This is a genomic window from Candidatus Acidiferrales bacterium, assembly GCA_035515795.1.
Lineage (GTDB): Bacteria > Bacteroidota > Ignavibacteria > Kryptoniales > JAKASW01 > JAKASW01.
In genome coordinates this window covers 1-12,894 of record DATJAY010000036.1, presented here as the reverse complement: position 1 = coordinate 12,894, position 12,894 = coordinate 1, and the positions used below count along the sequence as shown (strand labels likewise).

The 12,894-nt window shown below is 48.9% G+C and carries 11 protein-coding genes; 7 read left to right on the top strand and 4 right to left on the bottom strand.

The features are described 5' to 3' along the window. Positions 1-57 precede the first annotated feature (57 nt). The 3 genes from xerA to groES all read right to left on the bottom strand — a co-directional run bounded on the left by xerA (position 58) and on the right by groES (position 3,112). Positions 58-960, bottom strand: coding sequence for a site-specific tyrosine recombinase/integron integrase (xerA, locus tag VLX91_15485; GenBank protein ID HUI31612.1), 903 nt, complete (start codon positions 958-960; stop codon positions 58-60). Between the two features lie 225 nt (positions 961-1,185). Further along, positions 1,186-2,811 carry a chaperonin GroEL gene (groL, locus tag VLX91_15480; GenBank protein ID HUI31611.1) on the bottom strand — a complete coding sequence of 542 codons (1,626 nt, stop codon included), beginning with the start codon at positions 2,809-2,811 and terminating at the stop codon, positions 1,186-1,188. A 19-nt stretch (positions 2,812-2,830) separates the two neighbouring features. Continuing rightward, positions 2,831-3,112, bottom strand: coding sequence for a co-chaperone GroES (gene groES / locus VLX91_15475; GenBank protein HUI31610.1), 282 nt, complete (start codon positions 3,110-3,112; stop codon positions 2,831-2,833). A 423-nt stretch (positions 3,113-3,535) separates the two neighbouring features. On the opposite strand from groES, the gene VLX91_15470 reads away from it, so the two are divergent. The 7 genes from VLX91_15470 (at position 3,536) to VLX91_15440 (ending at position 10,995) form a co-directional block, all read left to right on the top strand. Next, a complete protein-coding gene (locus tag VLX91_15470) occupies positions 3,536-3,703 on the top strand; it encodes a hypothetical protein (GenBank protein HUI31609.1) in 168 nt (55 codons plus the stop codon). Beyond that, entirely contained in the window at positions 3,703-4,602 is a 900-nt protein-coding gene (locus tag VLX91_15465) for a sulfide/dihydroorotate dehydrogenase-like FAD/NAD-binding protein (GenBank protein ID HUI31608.1), read from the top strand. The genes VLX91_15470 and VLX91_15465 overlap by 1 nt, the downstream gene beginning before the upstream one ends. Continuing rightward, positions 4,595-6,022, top strand: a complete 1,428-nt coding sequence (gene gltA, locus VLX91_15460) for an NADPH-dependent glutamate synthase (protein ID HUI31607.1) — start codon at positions 4,595-4,597, stop codon at positions 6,020-6,022. Before VLX91_15465 ends, gltA begins: the two co-directional genes overlap by 8 nt. 62 nt (positions 6,023-6,084) lie before the next feature. Next, positions 6,085-7,659: a glycosyltransferase family 39 protein gene (locus tag VLX91_15455; protein HUI31606.1), complete on the top strand. Its 1,575-nt coding sequence runs from the start codon at positions 6,085-6,087 to the stop codon at positions 7,657-7,659. 91 nt (positions 7,660-7,750) lie between these two features. Next, on the top strand, positions 7,751-8,866 hold the full coding sequence (locus tag VLX91_15450; protein HUI31605.1) for an alanine dehydrogenase: 1,116 nt from the start codon (positions 7,751-7,753) through the stop codon (positions 8,864-8,866). Between the two features lie 6 nt (positions 8,867-8,872). Beyond that, positions 8,873-10,186 (top strand): acetyl-CoA hydrolase/transferase C-terminal domain-containing protein, encoded by a 1,314-nt coding sequence (locus VLX91_15445; GenBank protein ID HUI31604.1) that lies wholly within the window; start codon positions 8,873-8,875, stop codon positions 10,184-10,186. A gap of 212 nt (positions 10,187-10,398) precedes the next feature. Further along, a complete protein-coding gene (locus VLX91_15440) occupies positions 10,399-10,995 on the top strand; it encodes a hypothetical protein (GenBank protein HUI31603.1) in 597 nt (198 codons plus the stop codon). Between the two features lie 338 nt (positions 10,996-11,333). Here the strand turns inward: VLX91_15440 and VLX91_15435 are convergent. Further along, positions 11,334-12,894, bottom strand: a 1,561-nt coding sequence (locus VLX91_15435) for a TonB-dependent receptor (GenBank protein ID HUI31602.1), incomplete at its 5' end; no start/stop codon positions are given.

The following is a 12,894-nucleotide window of genomic DNA, read 5'->3' as shown; positions in this document are numbered from 1 at the left end:
TACTGTATAACCGAATTGCGTTTATGCACCCATTATGGCGTGATATACGCATTGCGTTTATTTCTCCTTTATCTTCCTCCGGGCACGATCCAGCGGACTCATTATCCTGCCCAGCTTACTATGTGTAACATGCGTGTAAATCTCCGTGGTCTTGCTGCTCGCGTGCCCAAGTAACTCTTGAATGTACCTCAGGTCTGTCCCGAACTCCAGAAGATGTGTCGCAAATGCATGCCTCAGCGAGTGTACCGTGACTTCCTTCCTTATTTGAGCAGCCGCTTTAGCATCTGCAAAGATCGATTCAACGCTTCGCTCTGAATAATGCTTCCGCCCATTCGCTCCCTCGAACAAAAATTCCTTCGGCCTGTATTTCTTGAAGTAATCCCGCAGCAGCTCAAGTGTCTCATCCGAAAGAAGCGTGTACCGATCCTTCCTTCCCTTCGCCCCGCATACGCGAATCAACATCCTCTTGCTGTCTATGTCGGAAACCCTCAATTTTACCGCCTCGCCCACACGGAGGCCACCTGAATATATTATGCTCAGAATCGATCTGTGCTTGATGTTTCGCACGGAATCAAGAATTCGAAGAACTTCTTCCTCACTCAGAACCGTCGGCAGTTTTCTATATCTAAGCGGTCTTGGGATTGAACCGACCTTGAACGATTGCTGGTACAGATCTACGTACAAAAACCTGATTGCGTTGAATACCTGGTTAATACTCGATATTGAAAGATGTTTCTGCTCGATGAGGTATAATAAATACCTGCGAATATCACTCTCATTCAGTTCGCGCGGATTCTTCGGCGAAAAAAAATTCACAAAATTCCTCAGACAACTTCTGTATGCCGAAAATGTCTTGTGCGAGTAGTTCCTGAGGCTTAGTTCCTGACGCAGAAGTTCGAACAGGCTTCCCGACCTATCAGGCCTGCCTGCATCCGATTGTTCCCTGACAACCGCAACCATAACTTTGCAATTTAATTCAACGATTCACCTTTGTCAAGCAATACGGCATAGTGGTCCGGAAATCGATATCACCTCGTCTCCGTGTTTCTGGCGGCATATTTCTTCCAATCTGTGGATAGCATGAACCGGCAACCTAATAGCCATCAAATCGCGCAGGGGAGTGCGCAACATAAAAAAAGTCCCGCTAAAGCGGGACTTTTCATTTGCCAATCTATTGAATTCGGCTTAGTACATGTCGCCCATCGGAGGACTCGGCATTGCCGGTTTCTCCTTCTCTGGCTTTTCACAAATAACAGCTTCAGTTGTAAGAAGCAGGCTTGCAACGCTCGCGGCGTTCTGCAAAGCCGTGCGAGTGACCTTTGTCGGATCGATAACGCCTGCCTTGATGAGGTTTTCGTATTTCTCGCTCTGCGCGTTGAATCCGAAATCATCTTTACCTTCTCTTACCTTTTGCAGAATCACTGAGCCTTCAAGTCCGGCATTGTTCACGATCCATCTCAACGGCTCTTCGAGAGATTTCTTTATGATCTCGACGCCGATCTTCTGGTCTTCGTTCTCGGTCTTTGCGGAATCTAATTTCGCTATCGTCCTTATCAGGGCAACTCCTCCGCCGGGGACGATGCCTTCTTCGACCGCAGCGCGGGTGGCATGGAGCGCATCTTCGACGCGCGCTTTCTTCTCTTTCATTTCAACCTCGGTCGTCGCGCCGATCTTCAGCACCGCGACTCCGCCGGAAAGCTTCGCTAATCTCTCCTGCAATTTCTCTTTGTCGTAGTCCGAAGTCGTCTTGTCGATCTGTGATTTGATTTCGTTGATGCGGCGCTTGATATCGTCCTTGGAGCCGGCACCTTCGACGATCGTGGTATTGTCTTTGTCGACAGCTATTTTCTTTGCTGTGCCGAGGAAGTTGAGAGTGGTATTCTCGAGTTTGAAGCCTTTCTCTTCGGAGATTACCTGACCGCCGGTGAGCACCGCGATGTCTTCCAGCATCGCCTTCCTTCTGTCTCCGAATCCGGGCGCCTTGACGGCGACCGCTTTCAACGTCCCGCGGATCTTGTTGACGACCAATGTCGCGAGTGCTTCTCCTTCGAGATCTTCGGCTATGATAACGATGGAGCGGCCGCTCTGTGCCACTTTCTCAAGGACGGGGAGGAGGTCCTTCATCGCTGAAATCTTTTTGTCGTGGATGAGAATGTACGGATCCTCCAAGATCGCTTCCATTCTCTCGGTGTCGGTGACGAAATACGCCGATAGATAACCGCGGTCGAACTGCATTCCTTCGACGACTTCCATAGTCGTATCGGTGCCTTTCGCCTCTTCGACAGTTATGACGCCGTCTTTTCCGACTTTGTCCATGGCGTTCGCGATAAGCTCGCCGATCTCGCTGTCATTGTTAGCAGAGATTGTTCCGACCTGTGCGATTTCTTTTTTGTCGGTCACTTCACGGCTCTGACCTTTCAGTCCTTCGACAACTTTCTCTACTGCGAGGTCGATGCCGCGCTTCAAGTCCATCGGATTGGCGCCAGCCGTGACGTTCTTCAAACCTTCGCGGAAGATTGCCTGTGCAAGCACGGTCGCCGTGGTTGTACCATCACCTGCGACGTCCGAGGTCTTCGACGCCACTTCGCGCACCATCTGCGCTCCCATGTTTTCTATCGTCTCTTCGATCTCAATTTCCTTTGCGACCGTCACACCGTCTTTCGTCACCGTCGGTGCGCCGAACTTTTTGTCTATTACTACGTTTCGTCCGCGGGGTCCGAGAGTGACTTTCACCGCATCCGCAAGCGTATCGACTCCTCGCTTCAATGCGGCGCGTGCATCCGTACCAAATTGAATTATCTTAGCTGCCATTATCTTAAACTCCTTTCATTTATATGATTGCAAAAATGTCGCTTTCGCGCATGATGAGGTACTCGATACCGTCATAAGTGACTTCGGTGCCTGAGTACTTGCCGTATAAGATTTTGTCTCCGACTTTTACTTCGGGCACAATTTTTTTCCCGTCCTCGGTTCGTCCCGGTCCGACGGCGACCACTTCGCCCTGCTGTGGGCGTTCCTTTGCAGTGTCGGGCACATAAAGTCCGCCTTTGGTTTTCTCTTCTGCTTCAAGCGGCCTTACGACTACCCTGTCTGCTAATGGCTTAATCTTCATTTATTAATCCTCCTTGTTATTGGTAATCATTAGATTTGTAATTGGCACTATCAATTCGTGATTGCTAATTTACCTCATTGAAATCTCAAAAGCAAGCACTCCAGTGATCGGAGTGCTAATCATGTTCGAACAGCTCTTTTGATTACGCGAAATTGGAAACTTGCCTCCGAATCTTGCGGAAAATTGACCTGTTTCTCGCCGATTCTGGTGGTGATCGCCATGATTGTCCTTATTCATACGAATTTCGCTTCATAACAGCTGGTTTGATAATGGAAAATCGGCATAACCATTGACTCAATTTATTCGCGGACAAAAGAGATATCCGGAGAAATGCTCGCATGAATTCGTTAGCTTATGGATCAGGAGAAAGTAAGATAGAGATACAAGAGGAATGTGACGGATCTAATATGTAACGGAGGAAAAATGGTTTGGATGATAGTTGGAGCAGGTGAGCCGCTGGCAATTTTATGGCTGTTGATTGAGACGCTCAGGGCACCGATCGGTTACCAGGATGAAAGCGGCTTTCACCAAGTCCCGGATATCCCTGTCCATCAAAAATCAAAAAGAAAAATGCAGCGAAAGGTTAGTTAATGTTTGAAATTCTCTCCAAGGAAACTCCAGCCAAATCCATAACGAAATTTGTGATCAGAGCTCCTTATGTAGCCAGGAAACATAAAGCAGGCAATTTTATTATCCTCCGCGTGAACGATCGCGGCGAGCGAATCCCTCTGACGATTGTCGACTCCGATCCGGATGGCGGTACGATTACCATCATGGTACAGACGATCGGCAAGACGACGAAGCTTCTGAGCCTGCAGAAGAAAGGCGGATTTCTTCTGGATGTTGCCGGACCGCTCGGAAACCCGACGCCGATTCACAACTATGGGACGGTGGTCTGCATCGGCGGGGGCGTCGGGACTGCCGAAGTTTATCCGATAGCGAAGGCATTGAAGAATGCCGGGAATAAACTCATCACCATTGTCGGTGCAAGATCGAAGGACCTTATAATACTCGAGGATGAGCTGCGGGGACTTTCCGATGAATTTTTTGCGACGACCGACGACGGTTCGTACGGCATGAAGGGATTGGTCACAAACGCGCTCGATGAATATTTGAAGAATGATCCGGATGTCAAAGGTGTCTACGCAATCGGGCCGATTATAATGATGAAAGCGGTTTCGGATTTCACGAAACCTCTCGGAATCAAGACTTTCGTGAGCTTGAATCCGATCATGATGGACGGGACAGGTATGTGCGGAGCATGCCGCGTTTCGGTCGGGAACGAAACAAAATTTGCCTGCGTGGATGGCCCCGAGTTCGACGGACACCTCGTCGATTTCAACGAGCTTATCACGAGGAATCGAAGTTATATGGAGCTGGAAAAAATCTCGCTCGATAAATTTGACAAAGAGTTTGCTCAAAACGATTCCTCCGGCTGCGAATGCACCACGAGAAGCAAAGTCGGTACGAAGGAGCCTGCGAATGCCTAACACGTTGAAGCCTTCTGAACGCCTGAAGATTTCGAGACAAGTCCCGATAGAGCAGGATGCGGATGTCCGCAGACATAACTTCGAGGAAGTTTCTTTCGGCTTCGATGAAAATCTTGTGTCACGGGAAATGCTCCGGTGCATCGACTGCAAAGAACCGCTTTGTGTCGAAGGCTGCCCGGTTGGAATAGACATTCCCGGTTTTATCAAGCTGATGGTCGAGAAAGACTATTTCGGGGCGGTGAAGAAAATAAAAGAGAAAAATTATCTCCCTGCGATCACCGGCAGGGTTTGTCCGCAGGAAACCCAATGCGAAGCGGTTTGCCCTATCGGCAAAAAACATCAGCCCGTTGCGATCGGTAAGTTGGAACGTTTCGTTGCGGACTATGAGAGGATACACAATCTATCCAACGGGTCCATGGCACATGAGAAACGCAAAGAGCAAGTCGCAATCGTCGGATCGGGGCCCGCGGGGTTGACGTGTGCGGCCGAGCTTGCGAAACTCGGATACAGAGTAACGATCTTCGAAGCCCTTCATGCGGCCGGCGGAGTCCTCAGGTATGGGATTCCGGAATTTCGTCTGCCGAAATCGATTCTCGACCTGGAAATTGAAAACGTAAAGAAGCTTGGCGTGGAAGTAATAACCAACTTCGTCATTGGGAGAACAGCAACGGTCGATGAGTTAATGGACGATTTTGGTTTCGACGCAGTGTTCCTCGGAACCGGTGCGGGAACCCCGAACTTTCTCGGAATCCCGGGAGAGAATTTTCCCGGTGTCTTCTCTGCAAGCGAGTTCCTGACGCGCGTCAACTTTATGAATGGATATAAGTTCCCGGAATATGACACTCCGGTGAAGATTGGGAAACGAGTCGCGGTGATCGGAGGCGGCAACACGGCCATGGATGCAGTCCGGACTGCAAACCGTCTCGGGACCGAGAAGGCATATCTGGTATACAGGCGAAGCAAGGAAGAGATGCCCGCGCGTGAAGAGGAAGTGCATCATGCTGAGGAGGAAGGCATAGAATTCCACATGCTGACCAACCCCGTCAGGATCATCGCCGGCGAAAACAAATGGGTGAAGGCAATGGAGTGTGTCAAGATGCAGCTGGGCGAGCCGGACGCATCGGGACGAAGAAGACCGGTCGAGATTCCCGGTTCCGGTTTCATCATGGACGTCGATACAGTCATCCTCGCAATTGGTCAGCGGCCTAACCCGATATTGCAGGCGACGACTCCCGGTCTCGATATGTCGAAGCGAGGGACTGTCGTCGTCGATAAGAACTGTCAGACGAGCCGTCCGGGAGTTTTCGCAGGCGGCGATCTTTCACGCGGCGGCGCGACAGTCATTCTTGCGATGGAAGACGGCCAGCGTTCCGCGGCGGCAATTGATGAGTATTTGGAAAATCGGAAGTCCAAGGCTTAAAATCAAAATTGAAGTGAAGCGCGAGGCTCCGCTTCAACAAAGGAGGCATTCCGAACTGAGAGATGAATATCACCGAGCAATTAGATCGGACCAAATTGTTTCCGCAATTGGAGCCGCTTTACGATTCAAGGAGATTCATCCCGATATTTGCCGGAGTATACTTCGCTGCTCTGCTATTCTTTGGTTTGACTTTTCATAAGGTAGGCGATTTCGGCGCTGAGACCGATTTCTACTGGGGGTATGCTCCTCAGGCACGGGATTTTTTGCTCGGCAAGATTACAATAGATGCGTTCCATGGTCCGTTATATCCTTGGACTCTCGGATTGTTTGGCAAGGTCTTCGGAGATCTGTTCAGGTCAGGCATTATTATTTCAGCCCTTTCGGCATCCCTCTCTTTGCTTTTCATATTCGAGATTTTAAAATCCGTGTTTTCTTCCGATGTTGCATTCGTTTCCACAGTCTTCGTATCAGTCAACAAATCGTTCGTTCAATACTCTTACACAGCGAGTACCGACATGTTTTTCGTCGCCGTCTCTCTCGCGGGTTTACTCCTTCTGTTTCGGAGACCCGTGATTACGGTTTCAGAACTCTGTCTATCTGCGGCATGCATGTCGCTGGCGTATCTCGTGAGATACGTCGGTCTTGTTTTTCTCCTGGTAGTTCCATTCGTAATTCTGTTGAGATCTGTCCAGGTCAGAGGTCTGACGAGGTATTCCGCTGTCGTGATTTGGGTTGCGGTCTTTGTCGTCTTTGCTGCGCCATGGTCTATCTATTTGAAACTAAACCGCGGAAGTTTTTTCTACGACAAGAATTATCAGAACATCGCTTACGAGGTATTTTCACGGGGGAGAGTTACCTGGGACAATTTCTGGTCTAAATTCGCCAACCAATACACGGGTTACTCAGACGTTGTTTTTAAAGCTCCGTTTTTGTTTCTCGCGACTCTCCTGGCAAACGCTTTTACTCATCTAATTAATGATCTCTCGCGCTTGACCAACATTGCGATAGGCATCCTTTCTCTATCCGGGGGATTGTTTTTGGTTTTCTTTCGTCCAGATAGAAAGAAAATCGGATTGATGATAATCTTCATTTCTTTCTTCGTGATTTTACTGCTGGTCTTTTATTCGGAGAGATTTTCGCTATTCCTGGTTCCGATGTATATGTTATCCTTTGCGTTTTTTTTGAAAGCATTTCTTGCGAAGTTTGGGGCGGAGAAAAATGTGCGACCATCACTTAGCTATATTGTCTTGGCTCTGCTCATAATCTCCTTTTGGGATTCATATTCGTTCAATTCTCGCAATATAAGCAGCGGCCCGAATGAAATGCTTTTCGTCAGAGACTGCTTCCACGAAGCATATCATGGTCAGTATGATAACGCGAAGATCGTTGCTAGGAAGCCGCATATTGCATATCTTCTTGGAATGCAATTCTATCCATTTCCGATGATTGGTAATTACGATTCGCTGCTAGCCGTTCTAAGAAGGGACGATGTGAAATTTCTTTACTATGGTAATTTGGAGGCGGGATTGAGGCCTCAGTTTCTCAATCTTCTTCAACTCGACGTGCCGCATCCAGGGCTGAAGCCTCTGTGTATTACCGGTCCGCGGCTTGCTGTGCTGTATGAAGTAACAAAGTGAACGTGATCCGACATTTTTGAATACGGACTTAGAACCGAGACATTTGGCAACTATTAAATAAACATGGCAGCTTTAATCTGATAACCGAGCTATGAACATCGGCATTCCGAATGAATTTGCAAAGCATGAGAATCGCGTATCGCTGACCCCGTCGGCTGTTGCAACGCTCGTCCACCATAGTCATACGGTTTATGTCGAAACCGGCGCGGGGAAGTTGAGCCGTTTCGGGGACGAAGCATACCGGAAAGCGGGCGCTACCGTAGTCTATTCCAAGGACGAAGTGTTCAGGCGGTGCGAGCTGGTTTGTTCCGTCGAAGCTCCGAAGGTCGAAGAAATCGACATGATGGAGCACGGACAAACCACTTTCAGCTTTTTAAATCTCCCCGTGGCAAAGCCGCAGTTGATCGAATCCGTTCTGCAGAAGAAGATCAATATGATCGGTTATGAATTTGTGGAGACTGAAGACGGCGATAGACCTGTTGTCCATTCGATGAGCGAGATTGCAGGGCAGCTCTCAATTTTTATCTCGGCGCGTCTGCTTGAAACGGATAACCATGGTCGCGGCATAATTCTTGGCGGTGCCGCCGGAATTGCTCCGGCTGCGGTCGTGATTCTCGGCGCGGGCGTTGTCGGTACCGAAGCTGCGCGTACGGCCGTCGGACTCGGTGCGCAGGCAATCGTACTTGATCGCGACATCAAACAGCTGAGAAAGGTTGATCAACTTCTCATGAAACGCGTCACGACAGCGCTTGTCACGCCCGTGAACGTGAAGAAAAGTGTGGCCTATGCGGATGTCCTGATCGGAGCGGTTTCCATGAGAGGAGAGCGCACTCCGCATGTCGTGACTGAGGAAATGGTCAAATCGATGAAGCCGGGGGCAGTGATCGTCGATGTTTCGATTGACCAGGGTGGCTGTGTTGAAACGAGCAGGCCGACGACACTTCAGGATCCGGTTTTCGTGCTCCATGATGTGATCCATTATTGCGTGCCGAACATAACCGGAGCGGTTGCGAGAACTGCGACCTACGCATTGACCAATACTATTTTGCCTTATGTAATTGAGATTGCGCTGAAAGGCGTTATACCGGCATTGAAAGAGGATCGCGGGCTTGCGAGAGGAGTTTGTGCATTCGATGGTCACTTTACGCAGGAGAGGGCGGCTAAGATTTTCGGAAAGAAATTTGAGCCGATAGAAGGATGTCTGTGATCGCCAATGTCCTGGGTTGATACATATCGAAGCAGGGTTACCACCGCTGAAGAAGCGGTGAAAGTCATCAAATCCGGCGACAAGATTCATCTCCACCCGGGTTGCGCTGTTCCCGAAATACTCGTCGATGCCATGGTGGCACGCGCACCGGAACTTTGTGACTGTGAAATCATACACGTTCTCACTGTTGGCAAGGCAAAATATACCGAGCCAGGCATGGCAAATCACTTCAGGCACACGGCATTGTTCCTCGGAAAGAATGTCCGCGATGCCGTCAACGAGGGCCGCGCCGATTTCGTACCGATATTTCTCTCGGAAATACCGGGCCTTTTCTATTCGGGCGAAATAAAAATAGATGTTGCGCTTATTCATGTTTCACCTCCCGACGAACATGGCTTCTGCAGCTTCGGAGTAGGAGTCGACATAACGAAGGCAGCAACCGATGTCGCAAAAGTCGTCATCGCGCAGGTGAACCACAGCATGCCGCGGGCATTAGGAGACAGCTTCATCCATATCAGCAAAGTCCATAAAGTGGTCGAAGTTGACGCGCCGATAATGGAGCTTCCTCAGGTTGAACCGGACGCGACCGGGGATGAAATCGATGTCTATAGGAAAATCGGCGAGAATATTTCCGGGCTTATTGAAGACGGATCGACTCTCCAGCTTGGCATCGGGAAAATTCCCGACGCAGTGTTGATGTCGCTCGAAGGGAAGAAGGATCTCGGTGTCCATTCCGAAATGTTTTCAGACGGCATAATAAAACTTGTAGAGAACGGGATAATAACGAATGAAAGGAAATCGCTCCACCCGGGAAAGATGGTCGCCGGGTTCGTTCTTGGAAGCAAGAGACTCTTTGACTTTATCCACAATAATCCGATAGCCGAGTTCCATCCAACTCATTACGTCAATGATCCATTCATAATCAGCCAGAATAAGAAAATGGTTGCGATAAACTCGGCGATTCAGATCGATCTCACCGGCCAGGTTTGCGCCGATTCAATGGGTTACAATTTCTACAGCGGTTTCGGCGGGCAGGTGGATTTCATCCGCGGCGCGGCAAGATCGGAAGGCGGAAAACCTATCGTGGCGCTCCCGTCGACAGCAAAGAGCGGAACGGTCTCGCGAATCGCGACCCATCTCGCCGAGGGTGCAGGCGTGACGACCTCGCGGGGCGACGTGCATTACGTTGCGACTGAATTTGGGGTCGTTAACCTGCACGGCAAGAAGATCAGCGAGAGAACAAAAGCGCTTATCGACATCGCTCACCCGAAGTTCAGAGACGAGTTGACCTGCTTCGCAAAAGAGAAGCGGTGGATGTAGAATGAGCGGACTCGTCGAAGTCGGAGGTCTTTCTCTCTATTAAACCAATACGGTTCGCGGGTTGCATTCGCGGAATAGGAGGAGTAATTTCCAGAGTTAATGGGCTGCAGGATATGAAAAAGGCGATTACCTGTTTTTGCGTGTTCGTTGCGATAGTTTCCCAAAGTTGCAATAAAGGAAGTAACCCCGTTGGCGTTGAGCAAGAGTCACGGATGTTCTATGGACACGTAGTCGATAGTTTCGGAGACCCAATCGGTGCAGTTGGTATTCATTATGTTTTTGATACTGAGCCGGTTCCACTTTTCGAGAAAATCGGGAGGACATGTCCATCGGATTCGATCCCGTATCAACTTCCCGGCTATCGATTCCATCATGTGACGATGACGCTCTATCGTTGGTATACCGGAGAGTTCATGGGGAAAATATTTGAAGACACCACGGGCACTGCGCCGATTTTGATTGATTGGGATTCACTTAAGATTACCAACGGCATTTACGTTATTCACTTCGTAGGGGATACCATGGTACTGGATATTAGAATCGAGCTCTGTGACGTCGACTATGGATCTCTCGTGAAGAAAACTCCCTTGGCAATCACAGATGAATCAGGCAATTTCTTCCTACCCCATGGGATTTTTGGGTTCGGAATCCCGTTCACTAAATATGATGTGAACAATACCGCCGATACCGTCTATGTCTCCACGAAAATAGAATTTGTCCTCCGCACGCCAGGTGGACACACTTTTCAGAAGACTGTCCAAATCGATACGACAAGGAACACATACCAAGAGTTTCATCTGGCGGAATAAACGTTCTTAATCCACATTCACCGAGACTTTAGACATAAAACTCCTCGGCTCTCCCCACGCGGCTCCACTGAAGAATAAGCCTTTGGCTGCGGTTAAGGTCTAATGCGGTTTCCGAGATAGATTAGCAGATAAAATAAATGCAAGGTAAAGAAACACCGGTGCTGTCTCATCCGGCATGTTATGAAATCCGTCCATGACTAAACTGAGACTGTTCGCCGAAAAACCTGCCGGAGCTTCCACCAAGCAAATTGACGTGTTGAGTATCAAAGCCCCGGCAATTGGTTTTCGGACATGTGACATCTACTTTATTCCTTCATGGACAAAAAAAACTCAGCCACTTATAGGTGATATGCGATTTTAAATACCACATTTCTCGGCTCTTCCCAGCTCGCGCCAGTTGTATATGCCCCTTTTATCAAATGTATGTGGTTAAATACATTTGTTACATAAAGAGATGGACGGAAGAAGGATTCTCCCGTAAGAAAGAAAGTATATCCCGCACCGATGTTCAGTATCCAATACGGAGTCGTGTGTACCGCTTGGTTGAAATCGAATAATCCCGTTTTATAAACGGAGATGGCTTGCGGAAGTCCGTTGGAAAGGCCTGAGCCGTAGATGGCCTCAAGATTGACGAACCAATCCTGCGGCTGGTAATTGATGTCGGCGACAACTGAGAGTCTCTGGTCATGATCGAGATCTGTTCCGGAACCATCAGTACTAGGAGGCAAAAATCCTCCCGTCAATGCACCGTAACCGACCGCATGGATAACCGACGAGTTCAGATGTCCCGACCATGGTGTGCCCGGATCGCTATATGACAGAGACAGCTCTACTCCGGTCGTTCTCACCGTAGAAATGTTGAATGGAGTCTTGATTGCCGTGTTACCAATTGTGGCATCGTCCGTAAATGGATGTGCATATTTGTAGAAGCCTGCTGATTTTAACCGAAGGCCGACGGAGAAGCTATGTGTATAGACGGCCTCGTAGAAATCGCTCCGCTCGGGATATGTTGGTGTTACTGAGCTGCTGACATTTTGAGCTATTGATCGTAGGCCTTCGATGTTTGTCGGCATGAAGAGTTTGCCGTAATATGCATACGCTGAATTGTTATCATCGATCAGAAAGTTCCACTGGAAGCGCGGGCTAACCTGATGCTGTATTTCAACATCTGGAGCAATATGTTGATCGTAGCGAACTCCCGCATCGAAAGAAGTCCAATCGAGAACGCGCCAGTCTGCTTCGAGGAATGTTCCAAAATCTGACCCCGCAAAAGGACTGTGAAGTGATGGCCCTTGATTGCCGACGGAATCTTGAGAGGAAAAATTTTCTCTCCCTACGGCGCTGCTGAAATTGACGCCGGTCTTATACATAAACTCGTGAGATATTCTTTTGTCATAAGTAGATCGGACGCCGAAAGTGTTGAAATTTCTATCTTCAAATAGGCGATACGACTCCGTGGTGTCACTAGTATATTGGGATGTGAATTTGAAATTCGGAGGGTCGATGTCTCCCGGATTATAGATCAGACCACCCTGACGCGCATACGCTCCGACAAACAAATTCTCCTGGTGATCTGACTCTGTGTTTATCTCCCGAAAATAAGAGATAGCTTGAAAGGAATTTGTGGTCTCCTGGACATCGGAGGCAATTTGCACATTGGGATCGTAAGGAACTTCTGTGTTTGTTCTCCCGAAATTCAAATTTGCCGTCAGGTAATCGACATCGCTGAGTATATAATCGAACTTGCCGTAGAGGAAGTAATCGAAGCCATGATCATGGAACAGGTTCGGTACAGGGGTGTCAATTCGGCGATCGGTTTCCTGACGTGATGCTGAGAGATAAAAGCCGAGATTACCGACATGATCGCTGATCGAGAGGTCCTGGCCGTTTGAATTCAAA